Raw genomic sequence first — 20,931 nt, 5'->3', positions numbered from 1 at the left:
GCAGACAGATGATATTGTCTGTACGTGGGGGTGACGTGAAATGATACATTTATTTTCTAATCGTTTTTCTACAAAGAAGAGCGCTTTGACTTATTTTTCAAAAACAAAAAGTAAATTACAAAGAGAAAAATTCTTTCCTTTTAAAAAAGACCAATATAAAAAAGGCACATTGCCTATCTTGCTTATTGTACAATCAGATTCACCTGATTTTATTGCTGCTGGAATGACGTTAAAAGAAATAACAAATTGCCATTTGCTTATCCTAAAAAAACATACGAATAAAACGGAAAGTAAAGTTAATCAATACATATCGAAACAGATGATACGTGGTGTCATTGGGTTAGAGTTTTCAGAAGTAAATCAATATGCCTATATGCAAAATGATCATTTTCATCCATTAGTAAACAGTATAGCAAATGCATGTGGATTAACAAACTTTGAAAGTTACATATGTGATACGGAAGATTATTGTTTAAAAGACGCACTTCCTTCTATTAAATTCTCTATCAATAGTAAGAATAATTTCCCTTCTGATTTATTCACTATCATTCTATCTTTAATGAATATACTGCCAACTCAAGTTGAAAATTGCAAAAATGATTGGCATACAATTGAACCTGTAATAGATAAAAAAGTTGGTAGCATCGTTCCGTGGAATCGGGTGGAACTTTCAAAAGATACAATGGAAGAATTACAGCTAATGGAACATGATTACCTCGTTTTATTCAATCCTTCCAATGGTTTTTTTCAGAAATGTGTGGTTTATGAAAGAAAAAGAGCTGATTTAGAAAGAGGACAGATTGTTCTAGCGAAATCTGTAAAGAAACAGTTTTTAAATGAGGAATATACCGGAAAACTTTCCATTCAACAAGCAGCTAGATTTGAGTTTACTAGTATTCAAACACAAAGAGCATCACTCGTTCAAGAAAATTGTGTCATTGTGTCTGAAAATACGTTTAAACAGTTACAACGTCTTCAGTCACCTTTTCTAGAATTAGTGAATCCGTATACAGGAACTTCATTCGACTTTAATATTCATAACGTGCAGGTGGACGAAGATATAACGGACAATGAAATAAAGCTAAACTACATTCAACGTCAATTTCTTGAATATGAGCAATTACCTGAGCTTTTACCTACTTATAAAAGCCTTATCCATAAAAAGAAAACAAATAGTCAAGAATGCATTTTAGCTGATGTAGAGCAAGAATTATTGGAGAACTCCTATAAGAACGGAAAATCGCTCGATAAATTAGAATTTACTCAGTCTTTAAAAATGAAAGGTTTATTAAATAAAGTTGGTTATCGCACAACATATATTTATCCTGTGAATCATTATTACAAAGTAGAAGAAAAGAAAGATTGGAAAGAAAAAGTACGAGATACAATTTTAAATGTTTTTATTCGAGATAAAGCGATTGACTTAAAAGTGATCCGACCGTATACGTCTGATGAAACAAGCTCTATTATTCGATTAACGAAAAGTACAATGACGTTACTCGGTATTGAAGAAGCTGATTCCGTTCTTTTACAATACCGTAATAAAACAGCTAGAGTTCAAGTGTTAGAAATGAGCGATTTAGAATTAGTAAAAGAAACGAATGTAATGAATACTAGTAGTACAATGAATATATGTGTGGCGGTCCCCTCTTCCATTCGAGAACAATTAGGAATTACAAATATCGGGAAAGTTTGTACGGTTCGCCGAGATATGATGTTCCTTTTACAGAAAAACTGGAATATCCAGTTCGTTCCTATTATGGCCGTTCTTTTCACCGTATTAACCCTTGATATTTTCACTACATGGATGCAAATACTATTAATTACTGTGTTTATTCCTTTCTCCATGTATGTAACACTATCGAGAGTTCGATACAGTATTTCGACAAAAAAGGGGAGTTCCTCATGATATATTCTACCGAGCAAATAGTAAAGATGGATGCCGTCTTTAAAGAAGAAAGATATAAGAGCAATCAAGGAGACTTTCATATTATAATTGGAAAGATTCCCGTCCTTGTTTCCGCACCACATAGTGTCACTCAAACGCGCGAGGGACAGCCGAAAACAGGAGAGTTTCGAACTGGCGTAATAGCTCAACTACTCCAAGAATCAACAAACTGTTTTACCATATTTAAAACGAGAAATAAACAGGACGATGCAAATTACGATCCTGTTAGCACGTATAGAGAAATTGCTAAAAAACTAATATGCGACGAAAACATCCAATACGTGCTAGATTTGCACATTATGGCACCTCATCGACCATACGACATTGACCTTGGAACTGGTCGTGGCAAGAACATTCAAGGAAGAACCGACCTAATAAGGCGGATCGAGGATGTGTTCCATAAGAACGGTGTGAAAGAAGTCCGAGTGGATAATATTTTTACTGCCGGATTTCCATATACCGTTTCGGCAGATATTGCTAAAAGCTGTAACGTGTTTTGCTTGCAAATCGAAATGAATTGGCAATTATTAGAGGGAATGCACTCTTTCTCTACAATCGTGCAATCGCTTGAAGAAGTTATACTTTTTCTCACTAAAGGAGTAACAAAATGACTAACTATACATGCTGGATTATATATAATGGTAACTTACAAGAAGCTAAGTTTGTTGATTTAGCCGAGTGGATAGATAAAGCTGCAAAAAAGCACCAGGTAACGAGTAAATTAGTTAAGAATAATGACCTCTTCCCTACTATTGAAAATGGCAAGGCTGTTCTGAAAGGAAGATGGAGTCATGACCTTCCCGACTTTGTTATTTTTCTAGACAAAGATATACCATTAGCTATGCATTTAGAAATGATGGGGATTCCTGTTTTTAATAGTTCCTCTTGTATTTCTATATGTGATAATAAATCTCTTACCTTTCAAACTTTAGCAAACCACGGTATTCCAATGCCTAAAACGTTGTTAGCTCCTCTCGTTTTTATCGAGCATGGAGATATGGAACCGTTTGAAGTAGCTATAGATGAGCTGAAGTTCCCACTTGTTGTGAAGGAAGCTTTTGGCTCGTTTGGCATGCAAGTTTTCTTAGTTCAGTCTCGAGAAGAATTACATACGAAAATAAAAGAAATTGGAAACAAACCATTTTTGCTACAACAATTCATCCAGTCTAGCTACGGGAAAGATATTCGCCTCAATGTTGTTGGCGATGAAGTCGTAGCGTCTATGAAGCGAATTTCTGAGAACGACTTTAGAGCAAACGTAAGTAATGGCGGTAGAATGGAAACGTATGAACCAACACAAGAAGAAAAAGAACTGGCTATAGAGTGCGCAAATATTGTTGGAGCGGATTTCGCTGGTGTTGACCTTTTATTTGGGGAAGATGGCTCTCCAATTGTTTGCGAAATTAATTCAAACGCCCACATCCGTAACATTTACAATTGTACTGGTGTGAACGTAGCTGAATTTATTATTCCTCATGTGTTAAAGAAAGTGACGGGATGACAGGATGCAATTAACAGGATGGATTATTTATGAGGATGAACATGCGAGTAAAAATAAAGCATTTATCCACTGGTTTTTAGAGGAAGCACCAAAATTAAACATCAACTTACACTTTTACGTACAATCTGACATTAGTTTCGGTGTGAAGAACAACCATTTATTTATTGAAGTCCAGAAAAATAAAGCTCCACTTCCCGACTTTGTTATTATGCGAGACATCAATCCGCTGTTTAGCAAGCAAATAGAATCTCTCGGTCTTCCTTGTTTTAATTCTAGTTTTGTATCTTCTATTTGCAACGACAAAGCGTTCACACACCAATTATTAGCATCACATAACATTCCGATGTTAGATACATATTTTGCAAATAGAAAAACACTTCTCATCACAAAAAAAGCTCCACTCCCCTTTCCTTTCGTCTTAAAAACTCGGACGGGGCGAAGTGGCAAGGAAGTTTTTTTGATTCAAAATGAACGTGAGTTGGCTCATACTTTAGAGTTACTTGAGAATAATGATTTAATTCTACAACCATTAGCAGGTTCACCTGGGAAAGATGTAAGAGTATTTATTGTTGGAAAAACTATTGTCGGAGCTGTTTTACGTTACAACGACAACGACTTTAAAGCTAATTACACACTCGGTGGACAAGCGAAAGAGTATTTATTGAGTGATGAAGAAATACGTATAGTAGAAAACATAATATCACTATTTCCATTTGGGATGGCTGGCATTGATTTTCTTTTTGATATAGAGGGGAAGTTTCTTTTTAACGAAATAGAAGATGTAGTTGGTTGTAGGACTTTATGTGAAGTTACAGACATTAACGTTGTGAAGCTATATTTAGAGTTTATATGTGAGCAAGTTACAAAAGGAGTGAACTAGATGAATCCGTTTCAAACGATGGATGAAGCTGTTTCTTTTGTGTATCGCTCCTTATTAAAAGCAAAACCTTATCAAGCATTTGAAGATGACGCCGTAACGAGAGCACCATATTTAACGGAAGAATTGTTAACAAGGTTGGATCTTATACCAGAGAAAAACAAAATTCTTTTAGTAACAGGCAGCAAAGGCAAAGGCTCTACTTCTCGTATGATAGCTTCTATTTTGCAAAATCATGGCTTAAAAGTTGGATTGTTTACGTCCCCTCATTTAGTACATTACAATGAACGTATTCGTGTGAACGGAAAAGCAATTACGGATGAAAGATTTTTGCAATACATAAACGAAAATCGCTTAGAAATCGAAAAGGTAGAGAAGATGATCAAACAGCCGCTTCACTATCTTGGCCCGACTGGCATTTTTTTATCTATTGCATTGAAGCATTTTAGAGAAGAAGAAACAGATATGAATGTTATTGAAATTGGAAGAGGTGGGATGTTTGATGATACAAACGTTTTGCCGAACAAGTGGGCTGTTATTACAAGGATAATGGAAGAGCACCTTGGATTTTTAGGAAAAACGATAGAAGATATTGCTGAACATAAGTTAGGTATTATAAAAGACTGTACCGAGAGTGCAATTATTGGTAAGCAAACAGATTCAGTTATTCCATTAGTAAAAAAGCAAGCCAATCGGACATTGTTTTACGGTGAGCATTTTCATTCTACTCTAAACGGCATGACGATTGAGGGAAGTGAATTTAGTGTCACAACATTTGGTGGGAATGAGTTTTCCAATCTAGCCCTCCCGCTGTTAGGTTCTTATCAAACAGAAAATGCTTCTTTGGCTATTCAAGCGTGTGAAGTTGTTCTCGGTAATCTGTTAGATGAGTCCATCGTCTCTTCTACTTTGAAAAAATTAAGGTGGCCTGGCCGATTAGAAGTTGTAGCGCGAGATCCTGTTGTAATATTAGATGGATCAATAAATAAAGATTCTGCTATGTATCTAAAAGAAATTTTACCTTTTGTTGATGCTAGGATGGTTGTATGCATTATTGCGGTACCAGCTAATAAAGATTATAAAGGTGTCATTGGGACATGTAGCGAGTTTGCTCACCATTTAATTGTGACAACACCGGATAAAACGGTAAAACAGTTTCCTGATGACGCATTTGCCGTAGCCAGTTCTTATCACGGTTCTGTGCAAAAAGCGGAGAAAATGACTGATGCAATTAAAATCGCCAAAAACCTCTCCCCTTCCGTCATCTTTATTGTAGGTACTCAATCATTAATTGGTAGTGCTAAGGAAGTGTGGAAGGATGAGTTACTAAATTTATAGTTATTGGGTCTTTTTAGTAATGTTTATATTTTTATGACCAATTTAAGTCTCGAAATGTTAATATATGTCCATAATCCACTCTATTACGGACATGTTTCATTTATATTTTGAGCCAGTTGATCTTTATTTTCTTTTTATGGACACTTTGCATTTATTCACACTGAAAGTTGGTCTTTATTTTCTTTATATGGACATCTCAAGGGTAAATTCAACTACAAGTGTCCATAAAGCACATTGGAAAGTCACAAACGTAAAACAGCACTCCCGGTCATGCCGTAAGTGCTGTTTTTTATTAGGATCCTTTTAACTCTGTAATTCGTTGTTGAACTGCGTTGCGCTTTTCCACATAATCTTTTTCTTTCGCACGCTCTTCTTCAATTACATTTGCAGGAGCTTTTGCGATAAAGCCTTGATTCGATAATTTCTTTTGTACACGTTCCACTTCTTTATCAAACTTCGCTAACTCTTTTTCTAGTCGTGCTATTTCTTCATCGATGTTGATTAATCCTTTTAAAGGTAAGATTAACTCTGCACCAGTAACAACAGCTGTCATAGCTTGCTCGTCTAACGATACATCTGTACCAATTAATAATTCACTTGGGTTACAGAATCGCTCTAAGTACGAACGATTTCTTTCTAATTTACCTGTAATTGTTTCATCTTTTGTTTTAACTAGAAGTTTAATTTGCTTGCTCATTGGCGTGTTAACTTCTGCACGAACGTTACGAACTGCTCTTATAATATCTACTAGTAAACGCATATCACTTGCTGCCTCGTTGTCCGTTAACTCTGCACGAACTTCCGGCCATTTCGCAACCGTAATGGATTCACCTTCATGCGGAAGTTGTTGCCAAATTTCCTCTGTAATGAATGGCATGAATGGGTGTAATAAACGCATCGTGTTATCTAATACGTAAGCTAAGATAGAACGCGTTGTTTTCTTCGCCGCTTCATTCTCCCCGTAAAGTGGTAATTTAGCCATCTCAATATACCAGTCACAGAAATCATCCCAAATGAAGTTGTAAAGAACACGCCCAACTTCACCGAACTCATATTTATCCGCTAGCTTCGTTACTGTTTCTATCGTTTCATTTAAGCGAGTTAAAATCCATTTATCTGCAACAGATTTATCACCTGTTAAGTCGATTTCTTCGAATTTTAAATCTCCCATATTCATTAGGCAGAAACGAGATGCATTCCAAATTTTGTTCGCAAAGTTCCAAGTTGCTTCTACTTTTTCCATAGAGAAACGTAAATCTTGACCTGGAGAACTTCCAGTGGATAAGAAATAACGTAAAGAATCTGCACCATACTTATCGATAACATCCATTGGGTCTACACCATTACCAAGTGACTTACTCATTTTACGCCCTTGCTCATCACGAACTAATCCGTGGATAAGTACATCTTTGAATGGTCGCTCGCCTGTAAACTCAAGTCCTTGGAAAATCATGCGCGATACCCAGAAGAAAATGATGTCATAACCTGTTACTAATGCTGAAGTTGGGTAAAAACGTTGGTAGTCAATTGATTCTGTTTCTGGCCAGCCCATTGTAGAAAACGGCCATAATGCTGAACTGAACCATGTGTCTAATACGTCCGTATCTTGCTCCCAGTTTTCGATATCAGCTGGTGGTTCGTGGTCCACATGAACTTCACCTGTTTCTTTATGATACCAAGCAGGAATTCGATGTCCCCACCATAGTTGACGAGAAATACACCAATCACGAATGTTTTCCATCCAACGTAAGTATGTGTTTTCAAATCGATTTGGAACAAAGTTTACTTTGTCTTCTTTTGATTGTAGTGCAATTGCTTCATCTGCTAAAGGCTGCATTTTAACAAACCATTGAGTAGAAAGATAAGGCTCCACAACTGCTCCACTACGCTCACTATGACCAACAGAATGCATGTGCTCTTCTATTTTGAAAAGAACGCCATCTTCTTGTAAGTCTTTCACGATTTGCTTACGGCATTCAAAGCGGTCCATGCCGTTGTATGTTAAGGCGTTAGCGTTCATTGTACCGTCTTCGTTCATTACTAGAACACGCTCTAAGTTATGACGATTTCCAATTTCAAAGTCGTTCGGGTCATGTGCTGGCGTAATTTTCACTGCACCTGAACCAAATTCCATATCAACATAATCGTCGCCAACGATTGGAATTTCGCGATTCGTGATAGGTAAAATAACCTTCTTGCCAATTAAATGTTTGTAACGCTCATCTTCTGGGTGAACTGCTACTGCCGTATCTCCAAGCATTGTTTCTGGACGAGTAGTTGCTACTTCAATATGACCAGAACCGTCTGCTAACGGGTAACGCATATGGTAAAACGCACCTTGTACGTCTTTGTAAATAACTTCGATATCAGATAGAGCTGTTTTTGTCGCAGGGTCCCAGTTAATAATGTATTCGCCACGATAGATTAACCCTTTTTTGTAAAGGGCAACGAATACTTCACGAACTGCTTTTGATAGCCCTTCATCTAATGTGAAACGCTCACGAGAGTAATCTAAGCCTAACCCCAATTTGGACCATTGCTGACGAATATGTTCAGCATACTCCTCTTTCCACTTCCATGTTTCTTCCACAAACTTTTCACGACCTAGGTCGTAGCGAGAAATTCCTTCGTTACGAAGTTTTTCTTCTACTTTTGCTTGTGTAGCGATGCCAGCATGATCCATTCCAGGTAACCAAAGTACGTCGTAACCTTGCATACGCTTCATGCGTGTTAGGATATCTTGTAATGTTGTGTCCCAAGCGTGGCCTAGGTGTAATCTACCTGTTACGTTTGGTGGTGGGATAACGATTGTGTATGGTTCTTTTCCTTGGTCGTTTGTTGCTTCGAAAAATTTGCCGTCTAACCAGTACTGGTAACGGTTTGCTTCTACTGTGTTTGGATCATATTTGGTTGGAAGATTGATTTCTTTAGTTTCCATCAAACTGATGCCTCCTTTTTAGTGATTAGTGGTTAGTGGTTAGTGGTTAGCTTTGGCTATTGTTTTATAGTTAGGAATGTCTATTGATTTTTTTACACCTAACCACTAAAGACTATCCACTAACCACTAAATAAAAAAACTCCCTTCATCCAATTAAAAGGACGAAAGGAGTTAAGTTTCGCGGTACCACCTTTTTTTGCTAAAGATAATGAGATTATTTTTAGCACTCTCAATAAAGATAACGGCTCTTCACCGGCTTCAACTAATGGTTCATATGTTCATTGAAGCTACTCATGGGCTACCTTCCAACGAAACGTTGCCTAAGAAACCTTTCAGCCACGGGTTTCTCTCTCTTAAAGGGGTTGCGCTGTACTCTTCCCAATCACAGTATTTACAATCATATATATTATTTACTTATATATGTTACCTAAAAAAGATAGGTGACGTCAATAAGCATTTCCACCTTTTTCACACAATATGCACTCTGTGGAAAAAAAGTGTTGGGTTGGGCACTATTTTTCTTGTTTCTACATACGTTGTATTAATAAGTAGTTTTGAGAAGTAATTGTTAGAAAGGAGAACCGACTGTGAGAAAGTATAATCCTTATTCACTACCACCCTGGTTAAGACAAATTCGTGCATTAGTGGCGCAATTCATTATTCCCATCTGCATTTTTCAAGGAATTCGAACGATCTTTCTACCAACAACCTTTGACGTTCTTATATTATCGTTTTGTATTATACTAGCTGTTTGCTTTCATCTTGAGTGGATTTAATCAGAAAAACACAACACAACTAATAATTTTTGGCGCAAGTCCCCGTTATTAATGGCGGTCCGGCTTGCGCTTCCATACAATACACATTTTATTTTATTTATATTTTATATAGCATATTCAAAATAGATTAGGACTAGCCGATATTATACAATGAGAGAAACGAACTAGTAAAGGGGTCCTATTGCATGTTGGCAATTTTTAAGAAGAAAGAGGTACATACGTATCATCCAGAATTAAGATTACCATCGCTCGAAGAAGTAGTGAAAGTAGATAATAAAGAGTTAGCATCTCGTATTTATTATATGGGTCTAACGAAAAAACATATACAAGTATTAAAAGAAGCAAAGCCATTATTTGAGGAGCATTTAAGTGAACTTCTAAATGTAGTATTAGATCATTTATATAAACAACCGACACTAACACATATTGCAAAAACAAAAACTAGTAGAGAACGATTAAAAGCTGTTTTTGTGCAATATTTTACTAGTTTATTAAGTGGGGATTTAAATGATGAGTTTTTTGCTTTAAGAGATAGAATTGGTAAGACACATAACGGGGCACAACTACCAGTAACTTGGTTTTTAGCATCCTACTCCACCATTCAATCACTCTTAATACCAAAAGTTGTAGAAGCATTTCATAAAGAACCAGAAAAGCTTACTGAGCTATTAACGGCAGTACAACAATTGTTTAACCTTGATTCACAATTAGTTGTCGATAATTATTTAAATGCTCGTTTGGAATTGCTAGAGGAAGCCAATCTACGTAATCTACACCTTCAGCAAGAATTGACAGGTATTGGCTCAGAAGTTGCTGCTTCTGCTCAACAAACAGAAGCAACGATCCACAGTGTGAATATGAAAGCCGAACAAGTATTAAAAGATACGTCTATTACACAAAAAAGTAGTACAAACCTTTTACATTTAACACATGAAAATGAAAAGCAAATGAACGTGATGATGGAAACATTTAATGTCGTATCAAGCGATGTTTCCGAATCACTTCAACAAATAAAAACACTTCAAGAAATCTCTGAACAAATTGTGGAGATGACAAAAGGTATTGATGACATTGCAGATCAAACAAACCTACTAGCGTTAAACGCCTCGATTGAAGCAGCGCGTGCTGGAGAAGAAGGTAGAGGCTTCGCCGTTGTTGCTAGCGAAGTTAGGAAACTTGCAGAAAATAGTAAAGTAATGAGCACACAAATTAAAAAGCAAATTGAACAAAGTAGTAACCAAATAGTAAATTTAACAAATAGATTTGGTTCAATGAATGAAGCAACTCAACAATCACAAACGAAAATCCAGCAAGTAAAAGGCGGATTAATGACGGTAAAAATGGAGATGGACAATTACTTAGAAAGGTTTGAACAAAATAAAGAAGATTTAGAGGCAATTGTTTCTTCTTTCAATGAAATTTCAAACAACACTAGTAATTTAACTCTATTAACAGAAGACTTACTAAAAAAATCTGAACGTATTTAAAACGGCAGCGCTCAAACTTTTATTATGTTTGAGCGCTGTTTTTCTTTTGCTCTTCTATCTGATTAATTCGTCCAGCTACATATTCAATATTCTTTGCCAACCAATACGAATCTTGTAGTTTGCGTACTGATTCCCTTTCATTTCGCATTTTTTTATTACTTTCTTTATTCTCTAAATAATTGTTTAATACATTCATAAATGGCCTCGGATAACTTAAATGGCACAAGGCTAATGATTTCTCTGTTTCTCTTAACGGAAAGTCTTTTTGATATTCATAATACCAGTCTACACACTCGTCACAGTATAAAGGGTATGTGCTTAAATAACGATGATAAAATGCAACAATATCATTTGCAGGAGGTGCCTTTCTCGAGCGCTCCCAACTTGTAAAATACCCTCTTCCTTGTTCGTCTTTCAGAAAATGGTGAAAAGATATTCTACCATGTGTGAATGTTGTTCGATGCTTTTTTTCTTCTTTCATTTGTTCATACCAATTATCTAATTGACTGTTTGCGAACTTGTTTGCTAATGAGATTTCATGAGCTGCTGTACAAACTTGTAATTCGAATGGCGACATATATGTTTTCTTCTCACATTCATCCACATATTTCTCTAATCTCTCTGCATTAATTTTCCACGCTTCTGATGTTTTAGTAAAAAAGTCTGTTATATCCTTTTCCTCATACTCTTTTTCTTGAACGGTTAAGTTATGAAGCTTTGCCAGTTCTTTAAAAAGCAGACTATCTTTAAAGTCGACTTCTCTCTCTTCTTTTGCTTCTATCCAAGGCATTAAATAGTATACATCTTGTTGGTCTTCTACATAGTAATATCCTTGATTAGTTTTATAGATTGGTACGATCGACTGAATTCCTCTTTGGTACATGGAATGAATGTTCATGAATAAGCTGTATGCGTCCCGCTTATTTATTCTTTTTAACGCAAACGTGTCTTTTTTTGTGCCAACTCTCCAGACTTTTCCGTATTGTTGAAGTAGTTCGGGTTGGATGTTGTATTGCGCTAACACTTGTTCCACATATTGTTTTTCGTTTGACATTTGCAAAAACTCTCTTTCTATTTTTTGTGTCATCCCAATAAAAAAGATGTGAGAAAGGGAAACCCTAACTCACATGTTTTTAGCTTAAGAGTTTGAATATGCAGTAGCTGGTACGTATAGTAGTTGGCCAGAATGGATGTCGTCTTCTGTGGATAAACGGTTCACCCTAATTAATTGTTGAATCGTTATATCATAGCGTTTCGCAATTGTATCCATTGTGTCTCCGTCTTGGACAATACAGATTTTTAAACGTGTAAAGTCCTCACCATTATCTTCACTCGCAAAGAACTTTGTTAGACTGAGATCATTCTCGTCACGTTCTGCTTCACATTGCTCTTGGGGCTGTTGTTGTTGCTTCACTACAGCTTTAGGTGTTTCTTGTTTTTCTTCACGTCTAGCTAAGAAAGAAATAACATTTTCTTCTTTTTCTTCTACTTCCTCTTGCTTAGACTGGAACGCATAGTTAGGTGCTGAGAAAGGATTATTTGCATAGTCATCTTCTTGTGTTTCGCTTATATTTGCATCTTTTCTGACTTCTACTTCAAATGTATCGAAGTCTTCTTCGTGCTCTAGTTCTTCTTGTTCATCTTCATTTTGATATTCCGGCGATACAGCCTCTGTTTCTTGACGTAATACCTCGCTATAATCCACTTCATCTGCTTCTTCTTGATTAACAGATTCTTGACTTAGATTTTGGTAGTATGCATCTCTAACCGTTTCCTCATTTTGCTCTACTCCAAATGAATCATCTGATTCACTATAAAACTTAAATGGATTATATGGCTCATCCTCTTCCTCTTCTTGTCCATTAAGGTAAAGAGGTTCTAATTCTCTTTCTTCCTCTTGCTCTTGTTGTTCTGCTACTTGTGGCACACTTTGTTGATGGCCATAAATTCCTGAAATAGATAACTCTGCATCAAGTTGCAAGCATCCACGCATTGGTAAATGGTAGTCAAACGATTCAATCGAAACAAATATGTCTTCTAGATTTTGAATGCGATTTTTCGGAATCGTTATATCTACAGGAAAACGGTGGTTTAATTCAAAACAACCATCTTCTCTTTCTTCCACGTTTTCCACTAAACGAGCTAAATTTACCGGTTCATACGTTGGATCTTCTTGTTGTTCCACTTGATATTCCCCTGTTAAATATAAAGCTCCCCTTATGGAAACGTATTGATCTTGATCAAAGATTTGTATATCAGGATCTAATGAAATAGACATAAGTTCGCTAACTTCCTGTCCTTTTTGAAACCATACAGACTCCTCTACTGAAAAACGTAAGCACGATTGTTGTTCTGAAGACAAAGGGCTTCCTCCTTTCAATCTATAAAAAATTTTACTATGTCACTAAAAATGTGTATGAGTCTTAGTGATGAAATATGATTATTTTTTGAAAAATAGAGTTTTTTACCGTTTTGTCTATATCTTTGTTTTCAATACGTGGTGAAACTAATGTTTGTTACACTTTATAAATTTTTTGCTACACTTTTGATAATTTATGATACACTTCGGGTACTTTTTGCTACACTATCAATGTATTTGTTACACTTCTCAACCTTAATGCTACACCTTCATGGATTTATGCTACACTTTCTTAAAATTTTGTTACACTTAGACAATTTTATTCTACACCTCAAAATTTATCATTCCTCAAAACAGTTATAGAAGGATTTTATAATTACCCAAACAACAAAAAACACCCATTCTCCTAGCAAGTAGGAGAATGAGTGTCTATTTTAATTTAGCTGCATCTTATTAACCTTTAATTACCGCAAACGCTTTTTCTGTTGCTTGTAATGTATGTTCGATGTCTTCGTCTGTGTGTGCTGTAGACAAGAATAATCCTTCGAATTGGGAAGGTGGTAAGAATACTCCGTTATTAGCCATTTCGCGGAAATATGTTGCGAAATAGTCTAGGTTGGATGTTTTGGCTTGTTCATAGTTTGTTACATTTTCATTTGTAAAGAAGAAGCCAATCATGGACCCAGCACGATTTACTGTTAACGGCATGTCATATTTAGCTTTTAGAGCTAACAGGCCTTCTTCAAGGCGATCTGCTTTACGAGCGAATTCTTTGTACGTATCTGGTGTTAATTGAACTAACGTTTCATATCCAGCAGTCATTGCAAGTGGATTACCTGATAATGTACCAGCTTGATAAATATCTCCAGCTGGTGCCACTCTCGCCATGATTTCCGCTTTTCCACCGTATGCACCTACTGGTAGTCCACCACCGATTACTTTTCCTAAACACGTTAAGTCAGGAGTAACTCCGTAATACCCTTGAGCACATCCATAATCTACTCGGAACCCTGTCATTACTTCATCAAAAATAAGTAAAGAGCCATACTCTTCTGTTACAGCACGTAAACCTTCTAAATATCCAGGTTGAGGTGGTACTACACCCATATTTCCTGCAACAGGTTCTACGATAATTGCTGCAATGTCTTCTCCAAATTCTTTGAATGCATAACGAATGCTTTCTAAGTCGTTGTAAGGGACTGTAATCGTGTTTTGAGCAACAGACTCAGGAACACCTGGACTATCAGGTAAACCAAGCGTAGCGACACCAGAACCTGCTTTAATAAGCAATGAATCACCATGTCCGTGGTAGCAGCCTTCAAACTTCACAATTTTGTTTCTGCCAGTATAACCACGAGCTAAACGTAAAGCACTCATTGTGGCTTCTGTACCTGAGCTTACCATACGTACTACTTCAATCGAAGGCACGCGGTCAATTACAAGTTTAGCAAGTTCCGTTTCAATTAAAGTCGGTGCACCAAAGCTTGTACCACTTTCCGTTACCTTTTTAATCGCTTCTACTACTCTGTCGTTAGAGTGACCATGGATAAGTGGTCCCCATGATAGTACGTAGTCTACATACTCGTTTCCATCGATATCGTAAATTTTCGAGCCTTTTCCACGCTCCATGAATATAGGATCCATATTTACTGATTTAAAGGCACGTACAGGGCTATTTACCCCACCTGGTAATACTTTCGATGATTCAATAAAAGCTTGTTTTGATTTTTCATAACTTCTCATTTTTTATCATCCTTTCCTAATCGATTGGACTTACAAGTTTCAGCTATTATTTTTCTTCTGATAACCAACGTGCAACGTCTTTTGCGAAGTATGTAATTATTAAATCTACACCTGCACGTTTCATGCTTGTTAAACTTTCCATTACTATGTCTTGCTCATTAATCCATCCGTTTTGAGCAGCGGCTTTCACCATGGAATATTCTCCACTTACGTTATAAGCAACAACTGGTACATTAAAATTGTTCTTTACATCACGAATGATATCTAAGTAGGATAGGGCAGGTTTGACGATTAAGAAATCGGCACCTTCCATTAAATCGGATTCTGCCTCACGCATTGCTTCTAGACGGTTTGCAGGATCCATCTGGTATGTTTTTCTATCTCCAAATTTCGGTGAGCTATGTGCAGCATCACGGAACGGGCCGTAAAATGCCGAAGAATACTTAACGGCATAAGACATAATTGGAATATGTTCAAATCCGTTTTCATCTAAACCGTGACGAATGGCAGCAACAAATCCGTCCATCATGTTTGACGGTGCAATAATGTCTGCACCTGCTTTTGCTTGGCTTACAGCTGTTCTTGCTAATAAATCAAGTGTAGGGTCATTTAAGATTTGTCCTTCTTCTACTATTCCACAATGTCCATGATTCGTATATTGGCATAGGCAAGTATCAGCTATTACTACTAATTCTGGGAAGTTTTCTTTTATTTGTACAATTGCCTTTTGAACGATACCATGGTCGTGATATGCTTCAGAACCAACTTCATCTTTTTGTGCTGGTACGCCAAAAACAATGACAGACTTAATTCCTAATTCCGTTAATTCTTGCATTTCAGCATGTAAGTAATCTAAAGAAATTTGGTATACTCCAGGCATTGAAGCTACTTCATTTTTTTGATTTTCGCCTTCTACTATAAAAATAGGAAAAATTAAATCTTCCTTTTGTAATTTTGTTTCTCTAATTAAAGCTCGTAAATTATCTGAACCACGAAGGCGGCGGTGACGTTGAAATTGTAATTTCTCCATTGTTTTCCTCCTCAAACGTATTTATCATTTATAAAAATCAACAATTGATTCCACTAAACTTTGAACTGTATATTTTTCAGGGCTTATTTGGACAGTATACCCTAGTTGCTTTGCTGCTGTTTCTGTAATAGGGCCGATAACAGCAACGTTTGATTTTAAGCAATCAGGTGGAATGACTTTTGAAAAATTTCTAACAGATGAAGGACTTGTAAATGTAACAATGTCCAATTTTTCATTGGATAGTTCTTTTAACTTATGTAGGGATGCGTTTGGCATGGTGTTCTCATAAACCACTATTTGTTTTACATTGTATCCTAATTTTACAAGTTGTTCACGTAATATAGGTCGAGCTAAATCCCCTTGAATCAATAGGATGGATGCTTGTTTTTTCACTTCATCTGTTAATGAGTCTAGTAAATGCTCGGCTGTAAATTTATTAGGCATTACCGTTACAGAAAGACCTCTACTTTCTAATGCTTCTTTTGTCTTTTCCCCAACAGCAGCTATTTTTTTATGTATTGGCTTATCATAAAGTTGAAAAAAATAGTCAACTCCATTTGTGCTCGTAAAAACCACAATATCCATCTCTGCCATACATTCTTGTATTTGGTTCGAGATTTCTTCAGCGTTTGCTGGTAGTGAAAATTGAATAAGAGGGACAACAAGTGCAGTCCCTCCTAACTCTTCCACTAGATGTGAAAAATCTGTTGCCTGCTCTTTGCTTCTCGTTATAAGAATACGTTTATGTAAGAGTGGCAACGAATTTTTCATTACTTATCTAGCTCCTTTTTCACATCGTCAATTAACTTTTTAGCACCTTGCTCTATTAATTTATCGGCTGCCTCTAATCCTACTTGCATTGGATCGTTTCCTTCAACCGTTTCTTTATACAATACAGAACCGTCTGGAGCACCTACTAATACGGTTAACTTAACCTTATCTTCCGTTGTAACTTCAGCAAATCCCGCAATTGGAACTTGGCAACCACCTTCCATTTTATGAAGGAAAGCACGTTCCGCAGTAACTGCTCTTTCAGTCGTTTTATCATTTAATAGTTGAAGAGCATCTAATAATTCTTTATCAGATTCACGGCATTCGATTGATAAGGCACCCTGACCTACTGCCGGTACACAAAGTTCTTCATCTAAAAACTCAGTAACCACATCATTTGACCAACCCATACGAGCAAGTCCTGCTGCTGCTAAAATAATAGCATCATAATCTTCGTTTTGTAGTTTAGCTAAACGAGTATCAATGTTTCCGCGAATCCACTTAATTTCGATATCGTTACGTTTCGCTAAAAGCTGTGCTCCACGACGCAAACTAGAAGTACCAACGATAGAACCAGCTGGTAAATCTTCAAATTTCACATGGTTTTTAGAAATAAATGCATCTCTGTGGTCTTCGCGGTAAGGAATACATCCAATCATTAATCCTTCTGGAAGAACCGCTGGCATATCTTTCATACTATGAACTGCCATATCTATTTCTTTATCGACCATTGCCTGCTCGATTTCTTTAACGAATAGGCCTTTTCCACCAACTTTAGATAGGGTAACATCTAAAATTTGGTCACCTTTTGTTACTATTTCTTTTACTTCAAAATCGAATGGTGCCCCTAGTTTTTTCAATTGATCCATTACCCAGTTCGTTTGTGTTAATGCTAATTTACTTCTTCTTGAACCTACTACTATTTTTCTAGTCATAGTTCCTCCTAATTAAAAAGCGTTAGACGCGATAGTATATTTTTATAAAATCCAAAAATGAAAGTTTGACAATCTTCCGAGTAGGAAGAAATTTATTAATACAACCAAGAATGCCGTTATATTCCAGTTAGCATTAGCTTTGCCACTAACTCCTTCTCCCAACCGTTTATAGAAGTAGAAACTATAGGCGGCAATAACAAAAAAGGAACCGATAACTTTCAAGTCATACCATTGAAATTCAGGCAACTTAATATATGCCCAAATTGTACCAAGAATCAAAGATAAAAGAAACAAAGGTACACCAGTCACATTTAAAACGTATGACATATGATCTAACTTAGCTAGATCGTGAATTCTTAACAACCTTTTTCCCCATTTTTTCTCTTTCAATAGTTTATATTGTAGTAAGTATAGGATCGAAAAGGTTACCGAAAGAGAAAACGCTCCGTAAGCTAGAATTGCCATTGTAATATGAATGATTAATAATTCAGAAACTAAAGCTTGTGCCACAACTTGAGATTCATGTTGATACGGCGTAAAAGTATGTATGGCCATTACGATAAAACCGATGATGTTTGTGAAGAATACGATAAAATCCATTCGTAAAATTCTGTTAATAATTAAAGAAAAAGTAATGAGTACCCATGTGTAAAAATACATTCCTTCATATAGGGTGAATATAGGTATTCTTCCTGTTTCAATCATTCGTAGAAACAAAAAAATTGTTTGAAGCACCCAAACAATTGCAAGCAACCAGAAGGCAATACGATTTGCCTTCCGGTCATTATGAAGAAAATCTATAAAATACATTAGGACACTCAAGGCGTACAAAATAATCGTTAACTCATACAACCTTAATATCGTTATCTCTAACATGTGAATGCCTCGCTTACGACTGTAATGTCGCTTGAAGGTTAGGAGCAACTAGTTTTGCTGTGCTCTTGTCCTTCTTCATGGAGTAGTATTGTGTTGTTGTTTCTTGAATAACCTCTTCTTCAATGTTGAAGATTTTAGAGAACAGTGCTAATGACTGCTCTGCATTTGGTTCAGCAGCCAGTTCTTTTGCACGAAGAATTGGGTCACGTAGCATTTGGTTAATAATACTTTTCGTATGCTTATTTAAGACTTTCACTTCACGCTCTGTTAGATGTGGCATTTTTCGTTGAATGCTTGCCATTGTCTCACCTTGGATATCTAACGCTTTTTGGCGTAGAGCTGAAATAATCGGAACAACTCCAAGCATATTTAACCATTCTTTAAACTCTACAATGTCCGCTTCAATCATTAATTCAATCGCTTCCGCAGCTTTTTTACGCTCCGCCATGTTAGCTTGTACAATACCTTCTAAGTCATCTATATCGTATAAGAAAACACTTTCTAATTGTTCTAATTCTGGGTCTAAATCACGTGGTACAGCAATATCCACCATGAATAGCGGACGACCTTTACGCATTTTTTCCACGTGTACCATATCTTCTTTGCGTAAAACATAGTCTTTTGCTCCTGTTGAGCTAATTAAAATATCTGCTTCTACTAGAGCACAAGACATTTCTTCTAGTGATTTGGCATTACCAGCAAAGCGATTTGCTAAATCTTCTGCTTTTTCAAGCGTACGGTTCATCACCGTCACTTGCTTTACACCGTTGCTATGAAGGTTTTGTACGGCAAGTTCTCCCATTTTTCCAGCACCTAAAATAAGAACATGCTTATCTGTTAACTCACCAAAAATTTTCTTGGCAAGTTCCACAGCAGCATAACTAACAGAAACGGCGTTTGCTCCAATTTCTGTTTCTGAATGGGCACGCTTCGCAAGTGTAACAGCTTGCTTAAACAAACGGTTAAAAATTGTACCTACCGTTTCATTTTCTTGAGCCATAAAAAAGCTATTTCGAATCTGTCCTAATATTTGTGTTTCCCCTACTACCATCGAGTTCAGTCCACACGTTACTCGGAACAAATGCTCTAATGCCCCGTCGTTCTCATATATATTTAAATAAGGAGAAAACTCCTCTTTATCTAGACCGAACCAATCAGCTAGAAATGCTTTTATATAGTAACGCCCAGTATGAAGTTGATCGACAACAGCATACACTTCCGTACGATTACATGTTGAAACGATCACATTTTCTAAAATCGATTTACGATCTTTCAATGCAACCATTGCTCTTTCGATATCAGCGGGATTAAACGTTAATTTTTCACGGATTTCAACAGGGGCAGTCTTATAATTAAGTCCAACAACTATAATATGCATGTGAAAATGGCACCCCCTAAAATTTTTTTATCATTAGTTCAATTAATTGCATAATTGTATTTCGTTTATTGAAAAACGAGTTTTCAATTGTTGATATTGTGTGTATTTCGTATTATGTTTGTATTAATCAAGTATTATTTAGTTCATAATTCGTTTTTGAGGTAGTTTTGATACCCTATCTAACTTACTCTTTTGATTATATCATGACTTGTTTCATTATCTTTTGGTAAAATGTGAACAGAAAATGAAATAAGTAACAAAGCTTTTACGTTCTATTACTATCTATTTATAATAAGATTACGTCCACTCGTACATTACCAAAAATTTTGTCGATAATCAAGTGAGTAATCTTAATAAGTATGACTACAGTACGAAAAAAGAATAATTCATTCAACTTAGTATTTAAAGGACCTTATTATAAACGAGCCGTAATTATTATATTAATTTAATACTGAGCTTTAAGTTTGGAGGAAAAGATGAAGAAAAATAGTTTTTTACCTAGTATTTTACTGATAGGGTTTGGTTTATATTTCCTTTTGGAACAATTTGATATAGAAATGTGGTCTGGTATGTTCACTTGGTCTACCTTTCTAATCATTATTGGGCTAGCATTATTAATACAAGCATACAAACAAAATGATTACCCAAATATTTTACCTGGTGTTGTCCTATTTGGAGTTGGTTTGCATTTTCAAGTTAAAAACAAGTTTGCATTTTGGCCTGATCATGTTTCTACAATCATTTTGATTGTTGGCCTCGGATTTTTGCTTCGTTGGCAAAAGACGAAACAAGGTTTAGCGGAAGGATTAATATTATTGTTTATTGCTAGCTTTTTCTTATTTTCTAATCCAATCATGGAAGTATTCGGTTTAGTAGAAAAAGGCTTTTCCCTGATACATACATTCTGGCCAGCGTTACTAATTGTAATCGGTGTTTACTTACTATTCTTTAAAAGGAAATAGATTTTATACATA

General features: G+C 36.1%; 17 protein-coding genes, 1 pseudogene and 1 other annotated feature. Of the genes and pseudogenes, 9 read left to right on the top strand and 9 right to left on the bottom strand.

Features of this window, described 5'->3' with window-relative positions; genetic code table 11:
* Positions 1–40: 40 nt before the first annotated feature.
* From CDZ92_RS01405 to CDZ92_RS01385, 5 genes are read left to right on the top strand one after another with little or no spacing between them, the layout of a single operon-like run.
* Positions 41–1,909 carry a hypothetical protein gene (locus CDZ92_RS01405; RefSeq protein WP_096153161.1) on the top strand — a complete coding sequence of 623 codons (1,869 nt, stop codon included), beginning with the start codon at positions 41–43 and terminating at the stop codon, positions 1,907–1,909.
* Positions 1,906–2,559, top strand: coding sequence for a hypothetical protein (locus CDZ92_RS01400; RefSeq protein WP_096153159.1), 654 nt, complete (start codon positions 1,906–1,908; stop codon positions 2,557–2,559). The genes CDZ92_RS01405 and CDZ92_RS01400 overlap by 4 nt, the downstream gene beginning before the upstream one ends.
* Positions 2,556–3,449: an ATP-grasp domain-containing protein gene (locus CDZ92_RS01395; protein ID WP_096153157.1), complete on the top strand. Its 894-nt coding sequence runs from the start codon at positions 2,556–2,558 to the stop codon at positions 3,447–3,449. Before CDZ92_RS01400 ends, CDZ92_RS01395 begins: the two co-directional genes overlap by 4 nt.
* A 4-nt stretch (positions 3,450–3,453) precedes the next feature.
* Positions 3,454–4,329 carry an ATP-grasp domain-containing protein gene (locus CDZ92_RS01390; RefSeq protein ID WP_096153155.1) on the top strand — a complete coding sequence of 292 codons (876 nt, stop codon included), beginning with the start codon at positions 3,454–3,456 and terminating at the stop codon, positions 4,327–4,329.
* Positions 4,330–5,664 (top strand): bifunctional folylpolyglutamate synthase/dihydrofolate synthase, encoded by a 1,335-nt coding sequence (locus CDZ92_RS01385; protein ID WP_096153153.1) that lies wholly within the window; start codon positions 4,330–4,332, stop codon positions 5,662–5,664.
* A 292-nt stretch (positions 5,665–5,956) separates the two neighbouring features.
* Here CDZ92_RS01385 and CDZ92_RS01380 read toward each other — a convergent pair whose 3' ends face one another.
* Complete coding sequence (locus CDZ92_RS01380) at positions 5,957–8,602, bottom strand: valine--tRNA ligase (protein ID WP_096153151.1); 2,646 nt, start codon at positions 8,600–8,602, stop codon at positions 5,957–5,959.
* A 154-nt stretch (positions 8,603–8,756) separates the two neighbouring features.
* Positions 8,757–8,997 (bottom strand) — a binding site (T-box leader).
* Between the two features lie 192 nt (positions 8,998–9,189).
* Between CDZ92_RS01380 and CDZ92_RS01375 the strand changes: the two genes are divergently transcribed.
* From CDZ92_RS01375 to CDZ92_RS20555, 3 genes and pseudogenes are all read left to right on the top strand, one after another.
* On the top strand, positions 9,190–9,378 hold the full coding sequence (locus CDZ92_RS01375) for a hypothetical protein (protein ID WP_096153149.1): 189 nt from the start codon (positions 9,190–9,192) through the stop codon (positions 9,376–9,378).
* 185 nt (positions 9,379–9,563) lie between these two features.
* A pseudogene (locus CDZ92_RS20560) lies at positions 9,564–10,103 on the top strand (protoglobin domain-containing protein); the annotation flags it as partial.
* A 132-nt stretch (positions 10,104–10,235) separates the two neighbouring features.
* On the top strand, positions 10,236–10,865 hold the full coding sequence (locus tag CDZ92_RS20555; protein ID WP_406564916.1) for a methyl-accepting chemotaxis protein: 630 nt from the start codon (positions 10,236–10,238) through the stop codon (positions 10,863–10,865).
* Positions 10,866–10,887: 22 nt separating this feature from the next.
* On the opposite strand, the gene ysxE is transcribed toward CDZ92_RS20555, so the two are convergent.
* The 8 genes from ysxE to hemA form a co-directional block, all read right to left on the bottom strand.
* Entirely contained in the window at positions 10,888–11,919 is a 1,032-nt protein-coding gene (gene ysxE / locus CDZ92_RS01365) for a spore coat protein YsxE (RefSeq protein WP_157842678.1), read from the bottom strand.
* 84 nt (positions 11,920–12,003) lie between these two features.
* Complete coding sequence (gene spoVID, locus CDZ92_RS01360) at positions 12,004–13,227, bottom strand: stage VI sporulation protein D (RefSeq protein WP_141395183.1); 1,224 nt, start codon at positions 13,225–13,227, stop codon at positions 12,004–12,006.
* Between the two features lie 450 nt (positions 13,228–13,677).
* Positions 13,678–14,967, bottom strand: coding sequence for a glutamate-1-semialdehyde 2,1-aminomutase (gene hemL, locus CDZ92_RS01355; RefSeq protein ID WP_096153142.1), 1,290 nt, complete (start codon positions 14,965–14,967; stop codon positions 13,678–13,680).
* A 46-nt stretch (positions 14,968–15,013) separates the two neighbouring features.
* Positions 15,014–15,997: a porphobilinogen synthase gene (gene hemB / locus CDZ92_RS01350; RefSeq protein ID WP_096153140.1), complete on the bottom strand. Its 984-nt coding sequence runs from the start codon at positions 15,995–15,997 to the stop codon at positions 15,014–15,016.
* A 24-nt stretch (positions 15,998–16,021) separates the two neighbouring features.
* On the bottom strand, positions 16,022–16,768 hold the full coding sequence (locus tag CDZ92_RS01345; RefSeq protein ID WP_096153138.1) for a uroporphyrinogen-III synthase: 747 nt from the start codon (positions 16,766–16,768) through the stop codon (positions 16,022–16,024).
* Positions 16,768–17,703: a hydroxymethylbilane synthase gene (hemC, locus tag CDZ92_RS01340; RefSeq protein WP_096153136.1), complete on the bottom strand. Its 936-nt coding sequence runs from the start codon at positions 17,701–17,703 to the stop codon at positions 16,768–16,770. The genes CDZ92_RS01345 and hemC overlap by 1 nt, the downstream gene beginning before the upstream one ends.
* A 42-nt stretch (positions 17,704–17,745) precedes the next feature.
* Positions 17,746–18,579 carry a cytochrome C assembly family protein gene (locus CDZ92_RS01335; protein ID WP_096153134.1) on the bottom strand — a complete coding sequence of 278 codons (834 nt, stop codon included), beginning with the start codon at positions 18,577–18,579 and terminating at the stop codon, positions 17,746–17,748.
* A 13-nt stretch (positions 18,580–18,592) separates the two neighbouring features.
* The gene (hemA, locus tag CDZ92_RS01330) at positions 18,593–19,957 is read right to left on the bottom strand and encodes a glutamyl-tRNA reductase (protein ID WP_096153132.1); all 1,365 of its coding nucleotides are present in this window, start codon (positions 19,955–19,957) and stop codon (positions 18,593–18,595) included.
* Between the two features lie 476 nt (positions 19,958–20,433).
* Between hemA and CDZ92_RS01325 the strand changes: the two genes are divergently transcribed.
* Positions 20,434–20,919, top strand: a complete 486-nt coding sequence (locus CDZ92_RS01325; protein WP_096153130.1) for a LiaF transmembrane domain-containing protein — start codon at positions 20,434–20,436, stop codon at positions 20,917–20,919.
* Positions 20,920–20,931 lie beyond the last annotated feature (12 nt).

It is taken from the genome of Bacillus sp. FJAT-45066, from assembly GCF_002335755.1.
In the GTDB taxonomy this organism is placed as follows: Bacteria; Bacillota; Bacilli; order Bacillales; family Bacillaceae_I; genus Bacillus_CD; species Bacillus_CD alkalisoli.
Note: the sequence above shows the minus strand (reverse complement) of the source record. Positions and strands in the feature narration are given on the sequence as shown.

Coding starts and splice junctions, on each gene's coding strand:
- CDZ92_RS01405 (WP_096153161.1), top strand. CDS start 41: ATGATACATTTATTTTCTAATCGTTTTTCTACAAAGAAGAGCGCTTTG.
- CDZ92_RS01390 (WP_096153155.1), top strand. CDS start 3,454: ATGCAATTAACAGGATGGATTATTTATGAGGATGAACATGCGAGTAAA.
- ysxE (WP_157842678.1), bottom strand. CDS start 11,919: ATGTCAAACGAAAAACAATATGTGGAACAAGTGTTAGCGCAATACAAC.
- hemC (WP_096153136.1), bottom strand. CDS start 17,703: ATGACTAGAAAAATAGTAGTAGGTTCAAGAAGAAGTAAATTAGCATTA.
- CDZ92_RS01385 (WP_096153153.1), top strand. CDS start 4,330: ATGAATCCGTTTCAAACGATGGATGAAGCTGTTTCTTTTGTGTATCGC.
- hemB (WP_096153140.1), bottom strand. CDS start 15,997: ATGGAGAAATTACAATTTCAACGTCACCGCCGCCTTCGTGGTTCAGAT.
- CDZ92_RS01380 (WP_096153151.1), bottom strand. CDS start 8,602: ATGGAAACTAAAGAAATCAATCTTCCAACCAAATATGATCCAAACACA.
- CDZ92_RS01335 (WP_096153134.1), bottom strand. CDS start 18,579: ATGTTAGAGATAACGATATTAAGGTTGTATGAGTTAACGATTATTTTG.
- CDZ92_RS01325 (WP_096153130.1), top strand. CDS start 20,434: ATGAAGAAAAATAGTTTTTTACCTAGTATTTTACTGATAGGGTTTGGT.
- hemL (WP_096153142.1), bottom strand. CDS start 14,967: ATGAGAAGTTATGAAAAATCAAAACAAGCTTTTATTGAATCATCGAAA.
- hemA (WP_096153132.1), bottom strand. CDS start 19,957: ATGCATATTATAGTTGTTGGACTTAATTATAAGACTGCCCCTGTTGAA.
- CDZ92_RS01395 (WP_096153157.1), top strand. CDS start 2,556: ATGACTAACTATACATGCTGGATTATATATAATGGTAACTTACAAGAA.
- CDZ92_RS01345 (WP_096153138.1), bottom strand. CDS start 16,768: ATGAAAAATTCGTTGCCACTCTTACATAAACGTATTCTTATAACGAGA.
- CDZ92_RS20555 (WP_406564916.1), top strand. CDS start 10,236: ATGAAAGCCGAACAAGTATTAAAAGATACGTCTATTACACAAAAAAGT.
- CDZ92_RS01400 (WP_096153159.1), top strand. CDS start 1,906: ATGATATATTCTACCGAGCAAATAGTAAAGATGGATGCCGTCTTTAAA.